Origin of the sequence: Sphingomonas sp., from assembly GCF_036731925.1 — a bacterium.
Taxonomy (GTDB): domain Bacteria; phylum Pseudomonadota; class Alphaproteobacteria; order Sphingomonadales; family Sphingomonadaceae; genus Sphingomonas.
This window is the reverse complement of sequence record NZ_DAINDJ010000004.1, coordinates 1-15,251: the sequence shown is the minus strand read 5'-3', so window position 1 is coordinate 15,251 and position 15,251 is coordinate 1. Positions and strand designations below refer to the sequence as shown.

Genomic DNA, 15,251 nt, shown 5'->3' with positions numbered 1-15,251 from the left:
AAGGAAAGCAACGATGGCAACCGCCGCTGTAGACACCCGCCCGGCCACGGGCACCAACAATGTCGGCCGCATCAGCCAGGTGATCGGCGCGGTCGTCGACGTGACGTTCGACAACAACCTGCCCGCGATCCTTTCGGCGCTGGAGACCCAGAACAACGGCCAGCGCCTGGTTCTGGAGGTCGCGCAGCACCTGGGCGAGAACACCGTCCGCACCATCGCGATGGACTCGACCGAGGGCCTGACCCGCGGCCAGACCGTGACCGACACCGGCGCGCAGATCCAGGTTCCGGTGGGCCCGGCGACGCTCGGCCGCATCCTCAACGTCGTCGGCGAGCCGATTGACGAGCGTGGGCCCGTGGGCACCGACCTCAAGGCGCCGATCCACGCCAAGGCCCCCGAGTTCATCGACCAGTCGACCGACAGCGCGATTCTCGTCACCGGCATCAAGGTGATCGACCTGCTCGCGCCGTACGCGAAGGGCGGCAAGATCGGCCTGTTCGGCGGCGCCGGGGTGGGCAAGACCGTGCTCATCCAGGAGCTGATCAACAACATCGCGAAGGGCCATGGCGGCACCTCGGTGTTCGCAGGCGTGGGCGAGCGTACCCGTGAGGGCAACGATCTCTACCACGAGTTCCTCGACGCCGGCGTTATCGCCAAGGACGCCGACGGCAACGCCATCAGCGAAGGCTCGAAGGTTGCCCTGGTTTATGGCCAGATGAACGAGCCGCCGGGCGCCCGTGCCCGCGTCGCGCTCTCGGGCCTGACGATCGCCGAATATTTCCGCGACGTCGAAGGCCAGGACGTGCTGTTCTTCGTCGACAACATCTTCCGCTTCACCCAGGCGGGTGCGGAAGTGTCGGCACTGCTCGGCCGTATTCCGTCGGCGGTGGGCTATCAGCCGACCCTGTCGACCGACATGGGCGCGCTGCAGGAGCGCATCACCTCGACCAACAAGGGTTCGATCACCTCGGTGCAGGCCGTGTACGTGCCCGCCGACGATCTTACCGACCCGGCGCCGGCAACCTCGTTCGCCCACCTGGACGCGACGACCGTGCTCAACCGCGCCATCTCCGAGCTGGGCATCTACCCGGCCGTCGATCCGCTCGACTCGACCAGCCGCGTGCTCGAGCCGCGCGTCGTCGGCCAGGAGCATTACGAGACGGCCCGCGCGGTGCAGGCCATCCTGCAGAAGTACAAGTCGCTGCAGGACATCATCGCGATCCTGGGCATGGACGAGCTTTCCGAAGAGGATAAGCTGACCGTCGCCCGCGCCCGCAAGATCCAGCGCTTCCTCAGCCAGCCGTTCCACGTCGCCGAAGTGTTCACCGGCATTCCGGGCGCCTTCGTGCAGCTGGAAGACACGGTGCGCTCGTTCAAGGCGGTGGTCGACGGTGAGTATGACCATCTGCCGGAGGCGGCCTTCTACATGGTCGGCGGCATCGAGGATGCGATCGCCAAGGCCAAGAAGCTCGCCGACGAGGCGTAAGCCTACCTAAAGCCCCTCCCCTTCAGGGAGGGGTTGGGGGTGGGGCGCGAGCGAAGCGAGCGTCCTGTGGCCCCAGCCAATACCGACGTCGGGGGCGGCGTCCCCCACCCCAACCCCTCCCCTAAGGAGGAGGGGCTCAGGAAGAACCGAGATGCTGCACTTCGAACTCGTCACCCCGGAACGTCTCGTCCGCTCGGAAGAGGTTCACATGGTCGTCGTCCCCGGCAGCGAGGGCGATTTCGGCGTGCTCGAAGGCCATGCGCCGATCATGTCGACCATCCGCGACGGCAATATCGAGCTCTACAAGGCCGGTGCGACCACGCCCGAGCTGATCCGCGTCGAAGGCGGTTTCGCCGAGGTCAACGAGCGCGGCCTCACCGTGCTGGCCGAACGCGCCGAATAAGCCCGGCCTATCGCCGCTGGCCTGCAACAGCCCCGCGCAAGCGGGGCTGTTTGCGTTTGGGGCCTCCGCATAGTTAGCCAAATCGCAAGGCTTCTCCTTTAGTCCTCAGGCTTTCCAGGAGGACTGAAGGGTCAATGAGCGCGTTCGGGCGTCGTGGCGGCATAGGAAGCGGGTCCGGAGGGCGCCCCGCCTTCGGAGTCGCGCGGCCGATGCAAGGCGGCGGCTTCCAGCGCGCGGAGCCCTTGCCACTGGGCGGCGAGCAGTTCCCGCCGCTCGATTCCGTTCCCCTCCCCGGCCAGCATCTCGCCGACCCGATGCTCGAGCGCGATCCGCTGGGCCCCAGCGCCGCCAGTGCCGATGCGATGCAGCGGCTCGCCGACCGGCAGGCCGCCCCTGCGGACCAGGGCAGCTCGCGCAACGAGGGCTTCGAGGCCTCGATCCACCGGATCAAGGAACAGGTGCTGCCGCGCCTGCTGGAGCGCGTCGATCCGGAGGCCGCGGCGACGCTGACCAAGGACGAGCTGGCGGAGGAATTCCGCCCGATCATCGGCGAAGTGCTCGCCGAGCTGAAGCTGACCCTCAACCGGCGCGAGCAATTCGCGCTGGAAAAGGTGCTGGTCGACGAGCTCCTGGGGCTCGGGCCGCTCGAGGAATTGCTCGCCGACGCAGCCATCACCGACATCATGGTCAACGGTCCCGAGCAGACCTATGTCGAGCGCAAGGGCAAGCTCGAGCTCGCCAACATCCAGTTCCGCGACGAGGAGCATCTGTTCCAGATCGCACAGCGCATCTGCAACTCGGTGGGCCGCCGCGTCGACCAGACCACCCCGCTGGCCGACGCGCGCCTCAAGGACGGCAGCCGCGTCAATGTGATCGTCCCGCCGCTCAGCTTGCGCGGCACCGCCATCTCCATCCGCAAATTCTCGGCCAAGCCGATCACGCTGGACATGATGGCCAAGGGCGGATCGATGTCCGAGAAGATGGCAACGGCGCTCAAGATCGCCGGCGCCAGCCGGTTCAACATCGTCGTCTCGGGCGGCACGGGCTCGGGCAAGACGACGATGCTCAACGCCATCTCGAAAATGATCGACCCGGGCGAGCGCGTGCTGACGATCGAGGACGCCGCAGAGCTTCAGCTGCAGCAGCCGCACTGGCTGCCGCTGGAAACGCGGCCGGCCAATCTGGAAGGCCAGGGCGAAATCTCGATCCGTGATCTCGTCAAGAACGCGCTGCGCATGCGGCCGGATCGCATCATTCTGGGCGAAATCCGCGGCGCCGAGTGTTTCGACATGCTCGCCGCGATGAACACCGGTCACGACGGCTCGATGTGCACCCTCCACTCGAACAGCCCCCGCGAGGCGCTGGCGCGCATGGAGAACATGGTGATGATGTCGGACATCAAGGTGCCCAAGGAAGCCATCAGCCGCCAGATCGCCGATTCGGTGGACCTGATCATCCAGGTGAAGCGCCTGCGCGACGGCAGCCGCCGGGTTACCAACATCACCGAGGTGATCGGCATGGAAGGCCCGGTGATCGTCACCCAGGAGCTGTTCAAGTTCGAATATCTCGACGAGGGTACCGACGGGAAGATCATCGGCGAATATCGCTCGATGGGCCTGCGTCCCTACACGCTCGACAAGGCCAAGCAGTTCGGCTTCGACCAGGCGCTGCTGGAGGCGTGCCTCTAACCCACCCTCCGCCTGCGGGACGGACGTCAGGCGTGCAGCGCCACGCTGGCCAGCACCAGCGCGGCGAACAGGCCCGCCATCTGGATCGCCATCCACGGCACCCAACCGACCCGCTCCAGGTCCCGCCGCTTGCGCCGGCGATGCTCGGCCACCCCCGCCACGATCGCGATCAGCAGCGCCACCCCTGCTGCTATCCAGAATTGTAGTTGCATCGTCATCCTGTTGCGTCACAGTCGCGCCCGGATAGCAGGGAGCCATTGCCAATGCGCCATCGTCTTATCGCCGTCGCCGCCGTCACCACCCTCGCCGCCGTCGCCAGCGTTGCTGCGCAGCAACCCGCATCGCTTCGCCAGGCGATCGAGAGCGCGGTTGCCGCCCCGAGCCGTTCGCCCGCCAATACGGCCCGCGACAAATATCGCCACCCCGCCGAAACGCTGGCCTTTTTCGGAGTGAAGCCCGGGGACACGGTGGTCGAGATCTGGCCGAGCGGCGGCTGGTACACCGAAATCCTCGCGCCGCTCACCAAGGGCAAGGGCACGCTGTACGCCGCGGTGCCGAGCGGCAACGCCAAGGGCATCGAGGCGCTGAAGGCAAAGGACGCGGCGCTCTATGGCCCGATCCGCGTCGTCAGCTTCCCCGCCGCGGCGGGCCAGGCCAAGGTGCCCGACGGCACGGCGGACGTCGTGCTCACCTTCCGCAACGTCCACAACTGGCGGATGGGCTATCAGCAGAGCGGGCAGGATTATTCGCCGGAAGCCTTCAAGCAGATGTACGCCATGCTCAAGAAGGGCGGCACGCTGGGCATCGAGGACCATCGCCTGCCGGAGAGCGCCAGCGAGGAGCGCGAGACCAAGAGCGGCTATATCAAGGTCTCGACCGTCCGCCGGCTGGCAGAGGCGGCGGGCTTCAAGTTCGTCGGCGCATCGGAAGTAAACGCCAACAAGGCGGACACTGCCGACTGGCCGAACGGCGTGTGGACCCTGCCGCCCACCTATGCGCTGAAGGATCAGGACCGCGCCAAATATGCCGCGATCGGCGAGAGCGACCGCATGACGCTCAAGTTCCGCAAGCCGTGACGAAGCGCCCTGCGCCATCTGTCTGCCGCGGATGGTGCAGCGGCGATCCTAAGGCTGCTTCCTCGGAGCGACCGTAACGGCCCCGAAGGTCATGTAGACCAGCGTTGCCCCGGATTTACCGCGATACGTGCCCGTTGCACCGGCCAGGTATGCGGCCACCGCGGTGAATTGCCACGCCTCGGCTTCGGTACAGGACAGCTTGCGCGTGGTGTACTGGGAGAGCCCCTGCAATTGCCCAAATTGCCGCGCGAGCTTCGCGTCTGCGCGCCGACTTTCCGGGATCGAGGGATGATCCCACGCCCAGAGAAACGTGCCGTCGCGGGTGTTATAGGTGCCGATGACCTGAACCGGCGCGCTCGCAACAGAGCTGGCGGAGGTGAACGCGATCACGCCCTTGTCGAGGTCCACGCTCCAGTCGAACGCATCTTGCCCCACCGTGTGCTGGAAGATGTCGGTCTTGAGGGCGATTTCTTCCCTGGCCCTGGCGAAAACCAGTTCCCTAGATTGATGGACCCGCTCCTGCGGGTCCTCCGGCACGGCCGGGGCGCCGATCAGAAGCGTTGCCAGCGCACTGAGCCACAGCGTCATGTCCGCACCTCCGAACCCAGGCCTGCGCGGTCCGGTGCGCGCCGCGCCCGGTCCGCGATGCCCTTACTTCCCCAGCTTCTCGATCTTTTCCTGGAGTCGCGCGAGCTCGGCCTTCAGCGCCGAGACGTCACCGTCGCTCGATTCCGCAGGTGCCGGGGCCGCCGCAGGCGCAGCCCCCGGAGCCGGATTCGCCGCGCCGCCGGGCTGGAACGCGCTCGCCGCCGCCTCGAACATCGCCATGTTGCGCTTGGCGATCTCCGCAAAGGGCGAATTGGCGAAGGCGCCCTCGACCGCCGACTTGAACTGCTCCTGGTTGCGCCGGAAGCTGTCCATCGAGGCCTCGAGATAGCCCGGGACCATCGCCTGCATCGAATCGCCGTACAGCGAGATCAGCTGACGCAGGAAGTTGACCGGCAGCATGGTCTGCCCGCGCGCTTCCTCCTCCATGATGATCTGGGTGAGGACGTTGTGGGTGATGTCCTCCTCGCTCTTGGCGTCGACGACCTTGAAGTCGCGGCCTTCGCGCGTCATCGCTGCGAGATGCTCGAGCGTGATGTAGGACGAAGTCTCGGTATTGTAGAGGCGGCGGTTCGCGTATTTCTTGATGATGACCGGCCCGCTTCCAGGTGCAGCTTTCTTCATGGGAACCCCCGCACGTGACAGATGCGCACCTAACAACAGTTTCTGACGCGCCGCAACACGGACCACGTCCTTTGCCGCTTTTTCTTGCAATGCTGCGCAACGAAACGGCAGCATCGCCCGAAAAGCGTGCGGCGGCGCTGACGGGCCTCGCCGCCTATCAGCGCGCGCCGCGCCCGAAGCCGCGGCCGGAAAAGCCGATCCTCGCGCGCGCCGGTCGCGCGGTGCTGCGCGATTATGGCGGGCATGGGCAGCCGGTGGTGTTCGTTCCCTCGCTGATCAACCCACCGCTGGTGCTGGACCTGGCACGCGGCAATTCGCTGCTGCGCTGGCTTGCGCGTCAGGGCGTGCGACCGTTGCTGGTCGACTGGGGAAGCCCCGAGCGGGACGAGGCCGGGCTGGACGTCAACGGCCATGTCGAACAGCTGCTGCTGCCCCTGCTCCGCCAGTTGCGCCGTCCCCCGGTGCTGGCGGGCTATTGCCTGGGCGGCACGATGGCGGTTGCTGCGGCGCAGGCGACCGAGGCCGCGGGCCTGGTGACGATCGCCGCACCGTGGCATTTCGCCGGCTATGGCGCGGCGCTCGAGGGCTTCGCGGCGCTTTGGGACCAGGCCTATCCCACCTGTGAGCGGCTGGGGCTGGTGCCGATGGAGGTGCTGCAGGCCGGGTTCTGGCAGCTCGATCCCCGCCGCACGATCCTGAAATATGAGCGATTCGGCCGTTTGCGCGCCAACCATCCCGAAGCGCGGGCCTTCATCGCGCTGGAGGATTGGGCCAATGCCGGCGCGCCGCTGACCTTCGCCACCGGCCGCCAGCTGTTCGACGACTTCCTCTCCGCCGACCTGCCCGGCCGCGGCCGCTGGGAGGTGGCGGGCGCGGTGGTGCGGCCGGAGAGCCTGGACATCCCCATGCTCTCGCTCGTCTCCACCACCGATCGCATCGTGCCGGCGGCCAGCGCCGCGCGGCTGGGCGAGGTGCGCGAGATGGCGCTGGGCCATGTCGGCATGATCGTCGGCGGCCGGGCGCGCAAGGCGGTGTGGGAACCGCTGGCCCACTGGTTAACTGCGTTGCGGTGCACTAGATAGCCGGCAAACACACTCCCAGGAGACCAGCATGACCGACGTCGTGATCACCGCCGCCAAGCGTACCCCGGTGGGCAGCTTCCTCGGCGCCTTCGCCGCTACCCCCGCGCACGAGCTGGGCCGCGTCGCGATCGAGGCCGCGCTTGCCGAAGCGGGCGTCAAGGGCGAGGAGGTCTCTGAAGTTATCCTGGGCCAGGTGCTCACGGCCGCACAGGGCCAGAACCCGGCCCGCCAGGCCTCGATGAACGCCGGCGTCCCCAAGGAAGTGCCGGCATGGAGCGTGCAGCAGGTCTGCGGTTCGGGCCTCCGCGCAGTGGCGCTCGGCTTCCAGTCGATCCGCAACGGCGATGCGACGATCATTGTCGCGGGCGGCCAGGAATCGATGTCAATGAGCCCGCACGCCCAGTCGCTGCGCCCCGGCACCAAGATGGGCGACCTGAGCCTCGTCGACACGATGATCAAGGACGGCCTGACCGATGTGTTCAATGGCTATCACATGGGTATCACGGCGGAGAACCTTGCCGAGCAATATCAGGTGACGCGCGTCGAGCAGGACAGCTTCGCCGTCCGCTCGCAGAACCTTGCGGAGAAGGCCCGCGCCGACGGCCGCTTCAAGGACGAGATCGCGCCGGTGACGATCAAGACCCGCAAGGGCGAGACGATCGTCGCCGACGACGAATATATCCGTGCCGGTGCGACGGTCGATGGCGTGTCGGGCCTCAAGCCGGCCTTCAAGAAGGACGGCACCGTCACCGCCGCCAATGCCTCGGGCCTCAACGACGGCGCCGCGGCGCTGGTGCTGATGAGCCGGGAGGAAGCCGAGAAGCGCGGCGCGCCGATCCTCGCCACGATCAAGAGCTGGGCGAGCACCGGGGTGGATCCGTCGGTGATGGGCATCGGCCCGGTCACCGCCAGCCGCAAGGCGCTGGAAAAGGCCGGCTGGACCGTCGCCGATCTCGACCTGATCGAAGCCAATGAAGCCTTCGCCGCGCAGGCATTGTCGGTCGGCAAGGAACTGGGCTGGGACGCGGACAAGGTGAACGTCAACGGCGGCGCAATCGCGATCGGCCACCCGATCGGCGCATCGGGCGCGCGCATCCTCACCACGCTGATCCACGAGATGGGCAAGCGCGACGCCAAGAAGGGCCTGGCGACGCTGTGCATCGGCGGCGGCATGGGCATCGCGCTCTGCGTCGAGCGCGACTGATCCTATCTTCCTTCAAGCGATTGCAGGAGGGCCGGAGCTGAGTCTCCGGCCCTTTTTTTGTTCAGCTGGCCGGCATGCCTGATTTATCAGCGGACGCTGCTTCCACGCCCCTTCAAAAGTTTCCTGAACGACGGGTTAATGGACACATAGTTGCAACGTGTGTAACAATATTGCCACAGCCGCTTTCATTCTGCGGCAATGTTCCGAACCCCTATTGTAATTTTAGTGCGCAATATCGTGAAATCGCGCCATCAGGCATTCCGCCTGGTGGGGCAAAAATCATGAAACAATCCCGTTGGCTGGGAGCGTCTGCGCTTGCCAGCATTTCCCTGTTGTTTCCGGTCGCTAGTTTTGCACAGACTGCCGCTACGGATTCCGCGCAAACCGCCACTGGCGTGCAGCGGAACGACCGCGTCAACATTCCGGCCGAAGATCAGCAGACGGTCGTCGTCACCGGCTCGCGAATCGCGCGTCCCGAATATGAAGGCGCGCTCCCCGGCGTGCAGATCCGCGCCGACACGATCGACACGCGCGGCTTCACCAACGTGCTCGAAGCACTGCAGGACATTCCGCTGGTGGGGGCCGGCGCCAGCCCGCTCAACGGCAACAATGGCGGCCAGACGGCCAGCCTCGGCGCCGCCTTCGTCGACCTGCTTGATCTCGGCACCGCGCGCACGCTGACGCTGGTCAACGGCCGCCGCTTCGTCTCCGGCAACTCGGCCTCGCTGTTCGTCGCCGGCAACGAGACGGGCAGCCAGGTGGACGTGAACGCCATTCCGTCGTCGCTGATCGACCGGATCGACATCGTCACCGCCGGCGGCTCCGCCGTCTATGGTGCGGACGCGATCGCGGGCGTGGTGAACTATATCCTCAAGACCGACTTTCAGGGCTACCGCCTTAACGCACGCGGCGGCATGACGACGCGTGGCGATTCGGGCCAGTACCAGCTCAGCGGCGTCGCCGGCTGGAACTTCCTGGGCGATCGCGCCAATGTGACGGTCTCCGGCGAATACAGCCGCAACGACGGCCTTCAGGCGGTCGCGCGCAACTTCCGCAACGTGCGCGCCGGCAGCTATACCAACCCGTTCAACGGCGGTGTGCGCAACCCGAACTTCACCGGCACCGCGCTGATCGACGTGACCGGCGCCAACAACGGCGCCTTCCTGCGCGCCTCGGACGACGGCCAGCCTTCGTCGCTGTACGGCTTCGGTTTGGTAACCCAGACGCTGAGCAACCCGGGCACCGTGCTGAATGTGAACAGCACCAGCTTCTACCCGACCTACACCCCGATCACCTCGGGCACCGGCGCGGCGCTGCGGACCAGCAACTATATCACCTTCGCGAACGGCCTCGCACCCGTCGGCTTCGCGATCAACGCGACCAACGCCTCGGGCGCGCGCACGACGATCAGCACCAGCAACAACGGCTACTGGGTCACCAGCGCCCAGGCGATTCCGGGCACGCCCGGCGTGGGGCTGAGCTACAATAATGGGACGCCGATCGGCAATCTGAGCGGCAACGGCCTGAACGGCCGCACCACCCAGGCGACCAACGTCCCGTTCACCACCTTCGCGCCCACCGCGCTGCCGACCAACGTTACCGCAGCTCAGGTGCTCGCAGCCTATGGCGTGACGGCGCCGACCGGTTCTACGGCAGCCCAGCAGAGCCTGCTCGCCGTGAACCTGCTGCAGGCGAACCGCTTCACCGCGCGCGAATTCCTCTCGGCCAACCCGAACGTCAACCTGAACTACTTCCTCGGCACCTTCGCGCCGGACGTGCCGCGGGTCGCCAACACCGATACCTCGCTGGTCAACGTGAAGGTGAACGGCACCACCGTGCAGGTGCCGGTGAACCAGGTGCTGCCCTATGTCGCGGTGCCGCTGGAGTTCACCGACGCCGGCGTGCTGCGGCCCTACACCTTCTCCGGCCCGATCACCGGCGCGATGCCGATCACGATCGGCTCGGCGGCGGGCGGCAATGGCGGCTTCCGTCGCAGCCTGGAGAACACGGTGCTGCGCACCCAGCAGGACCGCTACGTCTTCAACGGCAACGCCAACTTCAAGATCAACGACTCGCTGACCTTCTGGACCGAGAACATGTATGCCAATGTTCTCAACCGGTCGCTCGGCAACATCTCCGGCGCGCAGAACTTCCTGGCCAACACGCAGGAAAACGCGGCGCTGATGGTCAACTACAACAACCCGTATCTGTCGGCGGCGAACCGCGCCGTGCTGGATTCGGTCGGAATCAATCAGAACGCGGCCAATAAGGGCAACTTCCTGGTCACCCGCCAGAACCAGGACATCTTCGGCGCCAACCCCTATACCAACCGCCAGGAGACCTATCGCGTCTCGGCCGGCCTGAAGGCCAAGTTCGAGCTGCTGGGCAAGGCGTGGAACGCGGAAGTTTCGGGCACCTACGGCAACTCGAAGCAGAACACGCGCAGCTACGGCATCGGCGACATCGAATATCAGCTGGCGCTGGACGCGGTGGATCAGGGCCAGGAGACCTCCGGCCTGGCGAACGGCAAGATCATGTGCCGCTCGCAGATCTACCCCAACCAGTATCTGGGCAAGACCCCGATCGGCACTGCGGAGAACATCACCCGCGTGGCGGGCAAGGACGGCATGCCCACCGAAGTGCTCGTCACCCCGACGATCACGCAGGACATGATCAACAGCTGCAAGCCGCTCAATCCGTTCGGCTACAACCAGATGTCGCAGGAATCGAAGGATTACGTGACCAGCCCGTCGCTGTTCCGCAATCTTTCCGAACAGACCTACCTCAACGCCAATCTCGGCGGCGGTCTGTTCGATCTGCCGGCGGGCGAACTCGCTTTCAACGTCGCCGGCGAATATCGCCGCGAGCATCTGGCGTTCAGCACCAACGAGCTAAACCGTCTCGGCCGCTCGCGTTCGGCGCCCTCGGCGAGCACCGACGCGTTCACCAAGACCTATGAGTTCGGCGGCGAACTGTCGGTGCCGCTCACCAGCAGCGAGTTCCTGCCGTTCCTGGGCGACCTGACGTTCACGCCAGGCGGGCGCTTCACCAAGCAGAATGGCGAGGCGCAGACCTATCGCAGCCTCGCGGGCTCGGTGGTCACGCCGAAGGCCAGCGGCAAGTGGAACTCGATCTACAAGCTCGAGGGCCAGTGGCGTCCGATCCGCGACATCACCTTCCGCGGCAACTACACCAAGTCGGTACGCCAGCCGTCGATCGTCGAACTGTTCCTCGGCGGCCAGCCGGTGTTCAGCACGCCGACCGACTATTGCAGCCAGGGCAACATCGATTCGGGCTCCTTCCCGAAGAACCGGCGCGCAAACTGCATCGCGGCGGTGATCGCCAACGGCAACGCCACGGACAACGCATCGGCCACCAGCTTCCTGTCCAGCTACACCCCGGCGGGTGCAGGCCTGCAGGGCACCTATACCGGTGCGCCGAACCTGCGCGCTGAAAAGGGCACCAGCTGGATCGCCGGCGTCGCGCTGCGCCCCCGCTGGATCCGCGGCCTGAACCTCTCGGCCGATTATCTCGACGTCCGCGTCGACGATACCATCGTGCCGGTGGGCCTCAGCCAGATCCTGCAGACCTGCTATGACAGCCCCACCTACCCGGACACCACCGGCTCGGTCGGCCTGAACACCTGTGCGCAATTCTCGCGCGACAGCGCCTTCCAGCTCCAGAACGGCTATCGCGCCGGCTTCCTGAACCTGGGGGCAATCAAGGTGAAGGCGATCAACGCGTCGCTCGATTATTCGGTGAACTTCGGATCGGACAAGCTGCAGCTCTACGCGAACGGCTATTACCTGATCACCTATGACAGCTCGGCATCGGGCAAGTTCGACGACACGATAGCGAGCGCCGGCAGCCGGTCGCGGCCGAAGCTCAAGACCACCGCGCGCATCCGCTACGATCACAAGAACGTGTTCGGGCAGGTCGCCTGGTATCGCGAATCGGCGACGAACATCTTCGTCAGCGGTCTGGTCGCGACGACGGAACAGTATCCCTATTACCGCTACTCGCCGGTCAACGACGTCAGCGTCGCCGTCGGTGCGTCGGTGAACAGGAACTTCCGCATCCAGGCGACCGTGTCGAACATCCTCGACCAGACGTCGGTCGGCCAGCTCGGCTACGAGTTCGCCGATTATTACGACCAGATCGGCCGCCGCTTCCAGCTGTCGGTTACGACCAACTTCTGATCGAAAGATCGGAACACCCTTCGAGGGCCGCCCCACCGGGCGGCCCTTTCTTTATGCCCAGATGCGATCGAACCGCGCGCTCAACCCGGTGAGCAGCTCATATTGCGACAGGCCGCTCAGCGCCGCCGTCTCCGGCAGGGCATAGTCCATCGCCACCCAATCGCCCTCGCCCAGATCCGGTGCTGCATCGACGCAGATCGCGGTGAGGTCCATCGAGACGCGGCCGACGACCGGCAGCACCGCATCTCCTGCATGCGCACGCCCCTTGTTCGAGAAGCAGCGCAGATAGCCGTCGGCATAGCCGAGGTTGAGGATCGCCACTTCCATGTCGTGCGGTGCGGCATAGGTGGCGTTGTAGCCGATCGTTTCGCCGGCGCTGACGCGCCGCCGCTGAAGGATCTGCGCCTCGGGCGTTACCACCTGACGGATCGCGTCGTGCGCGCGGCGCTGGCGGCCGCCATACAGCGCGATGCCCGGCCGAGTGAGGTCGAAATGATAGTCCGCGCCCAGCGCGATCCCCGAACTGTTGGCAAGGCTCATCCGCCGTGCCGGGCTGCGGCCGGCAAGCGCGGCGAAGGCATCGCGCTGGCGGGCGTTCAGCGCCACGTCCTCGTCGGCGGAGACGAGGTGGCTCATCAGCGTCTCGACTGCGAGGCCGTCGAGCAGCCCCTCGGCCACCGCCTGCGGGGAAACTCCCAGCCGGTTCATGCCGGTGTCGACCATCACGTCGCACGTGCCCCCGCCGGTCTCGCGCCAGCGCGCGACCTGTTCGGGGCTCGCCAGCACCGGGCGCACATTGCCCGGGCGATCGGCCATGTCCTCGACGCGCGCGCCGTGCAGTACCGAGAGGGCTACCCCGAGATCGGCGAGCGCCCGCGCCTCCGCCCAGGTCGCCACGAAGAAGTCCCGGCACCCGGCGGCGGCCAGCCGCTCCACCACGCCGCGCGCGCCAAGCCCGTAGCCGTTCGCCTTCACCGCCGCGCCGCAGGCAGCACTGCCGCTCAGCCGCGACAGCAGCGTCCAGTTCGCGACGAGGGCGGCGGTATCGAGGCGAAGGCGCAGGGGAGCTTGAGTCATCCCCTGCCGGTTAGCGCTGCTGCCCGCGAAGCGCCACCGTCTCGCGCAGGCCGAGTATCGTCACCAGCAGCGCCATCGCCACCACCGCGAAGGTATACCACAGCCCCGCATAGGGATTGCCGGTGCGCGCGACGATATACTGGCTGATGAACGGCAGGAAGCCGCCGAAATACCCCGTGCCGATATGATAGGGGATCGACATCGACGAATAGCGGATGCGCGTCGGGAACATCTCGCTGAGCAGCGCCGCCACCGGCCCATAGGTAGCGCCGCACAGCGCCATCAGCACCGTCATTGCGACCAGGATCATCGCGATGTCGATCGGCTCGGGCACGATGCGATCGAAACGATAGCCCGCGTCCTTGAGCGCCGCCTCCACCACGGCGGGCGCGTTCTGCGGCACCACCTGCCCGCCGATCGTGACCACCACCGATGGCGCCTTCGCCGTCTTGTAGCTGACGCCCAGCTTGGAAAGATGGTCGAGCATGCGCCCGCACTCGTCCGCCTGGCTGATGGCGAACGGATCATAGGCGCAGTTCGGCCCGGCGACGACCACCGGCTGGCGGCGGGCCGCCTTGGCGAGGCCGGGATTGGCCGCGCTGCCGATCACGTAGAAGCAGGGGAACAGCAGCACCAGGGTAAGCGCATAGCCGATCACGATCGGCGGCTTGCGGCCGACCTTGTCCGAAAGCCGGCCGAACAGCACGAAGAAGCCGGTGCCGATCACCGCGCCCGCGCCGGTGATCAGCTGCGCCGCCGTCTGATCCAGCCGCATCGGGCCGGAGAGGAAGGCCAGCACGGAGAACATCGCGGTATACCACACCACCGTCAGCCCGGCGGCGATGCCGAACAGCGCGACGAAGAGGCGCTTCTTGTTCCCGGGATAGGTGAAGCTCTCGACAAGGGGGTTGCGCGCGGTCTGGCCGGCCGCCTTCATTGCCCGGAACACCGGGCTTTCGGACAGGCGAAAGCGCATCCACAGCGAGATGGCGAGCAGCACCAGCGAGAAGAGGAAGGGCAGCCGCCAGCCCCAGGCTTCCCACACCTCCGCCGCCGCGAACTTGAACAGCAGCACCACGGCGAGGCTGAGAATGAAGCCGCCGACCACGCTCGCCTGAATGAAGCTGGTGTGATAGCCGGCGCGGCCCTCCGGCGAATGCTCGGCCACGAAGATCGCGGCCCCGCCATATTCGCCGCCCAACGCCAGGCCCTGCGCCACCCGCAGCGCCAGGATCAGGATCGGCGCGGTCGCCCCGATCTCCCTGTAGCTCGGGATCAGGCCGATGCCGGCGGTGGCCAGGCCCATCACCGCGATGGTGACGAGGAAGGTGTATTTGCGCCCCATCCGGTCACCGAGGAAGCCGAACACCACCGCACCCAGCGGCCGGAAGCCGAAGCCGACCGCAAAGGTGGCCCAGGAGAGCAGGGTCGCCAGCGTCTCGTTGCCCGAGGGGAAGAAGGTGCGGCCCAGGATGCCGGTGGCGGTCAGCGTGCCCCAGATGAAGAAATCATACCATTCGAAGACCGTTCCCAGCGACGAAGCGCCGATCACCATGCGCATCTCGCGGGCGCTCGGCGCGCAAACCGCTTCCGTCATCCCCTGTGTTCCTCCCGGTGTTTGCCGCCGTTTCTACAGGATTTGCATCACGCGTCGAGCGGAACGGCCACGGTCCCGCAGCCGCACCTCGTTGCGAATTGGAAACAATTGTGCAATGTGGCGAACAGGCATGCGGCGGGGGCCGCAACGCGCTTCCGGAGGGCGTGGGGAAGGGGGCGTTCGCCCGCATCGCCGCCGCGAGGATGCTG

12 protein-coding genes are annotated in these 15,251 nt (G+C 66.4%); 7 read left to right on the top strand and 5 right to left on the bottom strand.

All coding sequences use genetic code 11. The features are described 5' to 3' along the window. Positions 1–13: 13 nt before the first annotated feature. From atpD to V7E00_RS18720, 3 genes are all read left to right on the top strand, one after another. Positions 14–1,486, top strand: coding sequence for a F0F1 ATP synthase subunit beta (gene atpD / locus V7E00_RS18730; protein ID WP_333574177.1), 1,473 nt, complete (start codon positions 14–16; stop codon positions 1,484–1,486). Positions 1,487–1,637: 151 nt separating this feature from the next. Then, complete coding sequence (locus V7E00_RS18725) at positions 1,638–1,889, top strand: ATP synthase F1 subunit epsilon (protein WP_264607275.1); 252 nt, start codon at positions 1,638–1,640, stop codon at positions 1,887–1,889. Between the two features lie 134 nt (positions 1,890–2,023). Beyond that, positions 2,024–3,577 carry a CpaF family protein gene (locus V7E00_RS18720; RefSeq protein WP_333574176.1) on the top strand — a complete coding sequence of 518 codons (1,554 nt, stop codon included), beginning with the start codon at positions 2,024–2,026 and terminating at the stop codon, positions 3,575–3,577. 26 nt (positions 3,578–3,603) lie between these two features. Here the strand turns inward: V7E00_RS18720 and V7E00_RS18715 are convergent, their stop codons facing one another. After that, entirely contained in the window at positions 3,604–3,789 is a 186-nt protein-coding gene (locus V7E00_RS18715) for a hypothetical protein (RefSeq protein WP_333574175.1), read from the bottom strand. Between the two features lie 51 nt (positions 3,790–3,840). Between V7E00_RS18715 and V7E00_RS18710 the strand changes: the two genes are divergently transcribed. Then, positions 3,841–4,653, top strand: coding sequence for a class I SAM-dependent methyltransferase (locus V7E00_RS18710; RefSeq protein WP_333574174.1), 813 nt, complete (start codon positions 3,841–3,843; stop codon positions 4,651–4,653). A 48-nt stretch (positions 4,654–4,701) separates the two neighbouring features. On the opposite strand, the gene V7E00_RS18705 is transcribed toward V7E00_RS18710, so the two are convergent. Continuing rightward, complete coding sequence (locus V7E00_RS18705) at positions 4,702–5,241, bottom strand: DUF6882 domain-containing protein (protein WP_333574173.1); 540 nt, start codon at positions 5,239–5,241, stop codon at positions 4,702–4,704. A 63-nt stretch (positions 5,242–5,304) separates the two neighbouring features. After that, on the bottom strand, positions 5,305–5,883 hold the full coding sequence (phaR, locus tag V7E00_RS18700; RefSeq protein WP_333574172.1) for a polyhydroxyalkanoate synthesis repressor PhaR: 579 nt from the start codon (positions 5,881–5,883) through the stop codon (positions 5,305–5,307). Between the two features lie 89 nt (positions 5,884–5,972). On the opposite strand from phaR, the gene V7E00_RS18695 reads away from it, so the two are divergent. The 3 genes from V7E00_RS18695 (at position 5,973) to V7E00_RS18685 (ending at position 12,368) form a co-directional block, all read left to right on the top strand. Further along, the gene (locus V7E00_RS18695; protein ID WP_333574171.1) at positions 5,973–6,965 is read left to right on the top strand and encodes an alpha/beta fold hydrolase; all 993 of its coding nucleotides are present in this window, start codon (positions 5,973–5,975) and stop codon (positions 6,963–6,965) included. A gap of 28 nt (positions 6,966–6,993) precedes the next feature. Beyond that, on the top strand, positions 6,994–8,169 hold the full coding sequence (locus tag V7E00_RS18690; RefSeq protein WP_333574170.1) for an acetyl-CoA C-acetyltransferase: 1,176 nt from the start codon (positions 6,994–6,996) through the stop codon (positions 8,167–8,169). 395 nt (positions 8,170–8,564) lie between these two features. Then, positions 8,565–12,368: a TonB-dependent receptor domain-containing protein gene (locus V7E00_RS18685; protein ID WP_333574169.1), complete on the top strand. Its 3,804-nt coding sequence runs from the start codon at positions 8,565–8,567 to the stop codon at positions 12,366–12,368. 51 nt (positions 12,369–12,419) lie between these two features. On the opposite strand, the gene V7E00_RS18680 is transcribed toward V7E00_RS18685, so the two are convergent. Both V7E00_RS18680 and V7E00_RS18675 read right to left on the bottom strand, forming a co-directional pair. Continuing rightward, on the bottom strand, positions 12,420–13,445 hold the full coding sequence (locus tag V7E00_RS18680; RefSeq protein WP_333574168.1) for an alanine racemase: 1,026 nt from the start codon (positions 13,443–13,445) through the stop codon (positions 12,420–12,422). Between the two features lie 10 nt (positions 13,446–13,455). Beyond that, positions 13,456–15,042 carry an MFS transporter gene (locus tag V7E00_RS18675; RefSeq protein ID WP_333574167.1) on the bottom strand — a complete coding sequence of 529 codons (1,587 nt, stop codon included), beginning with the start codon at positions 15,040–15,042 and terminating at the stop codon, positions 13,456–13,458. Between the last annotated feature and the right edge of the window lie 209 nt (positions 15,043–15,251).

Coding starts and splice junctions, on each gene's coding strand:
- atpD (WP_333574177.1), top strand. CDS start 14: ATGGCAACCGCCGCTGTAGACACCCGCCCGGCCACGGGCACCAACAAT.
- V7E00_RS18725 (WP_264607275.1), top strand. CDS start 1,638: ATGCTGCACTTCGAACTCGTCACCCCGGAACGTCTCGTCCGCTCGGAA.
- V7E00_RS18720 (WP_333574176.1), top strand. CDS start 2,024: ATGAGCGCGTTCGGGCGTCGTGGCGGCATAGGAAGCGGGTCCGGAGGG.
- V7E00_RS18715 (WP_333574175.1), bottom strand. CDS start 3,789: ATGCAACTACAATTCTGGATAGCAGCAGGGGTGGCGCTGCTGATCGCG.
- V7E00_RS18710 (WP_333574174.1), top strand. CDS start 3,841: ATGCGCCATCGTCTTATCGCCGTCGCCGCCGTCACCACCCTCGCCGCC.
- V7E00_RS18705 (WP_333574173.1), bottom strand. CDS start 5,241: ATGACGCTGTGGCTCAGTGCGCTGGCAACGCTTCTGATCGGCGCCCCG.
- phaR (WP_333574172.1), bottom strand. CDS start 5,883: ATGAAGAAAGCTGCACCTGGAAGCGGGCCGGTCATCATCAAGAAATAC.
- V7E00_RS18695 (WP_333574171.1), top strand. CDS start 5,973: ATGCTGCGCAACGAAACGGCAGCATCGCCCGAAAAGCGTGCGGCGGCG.
- V7E00_RS18690 (WP_333574170.1), top strand. CDS start 6,994: ATGACCGACGTCGTGATCACCGCCGCCAAGCGTACCCCGGTGGGCAGC.
- V7E00_RS18680 (WP_333574168.1), bottom strand. CDS start 13,445: ATGACTCAAGCTCCCCTGCGCCTTCGCCTCGATACCGCCGCCCTCGTC.
- V7E00_RS18675 (WP_333574167.1), bottom strand. CDS start 15,042: ATGACGGAAGCGGTTTGCGCGCCGAGCGCCCGCGAGATGCGCATGGTG.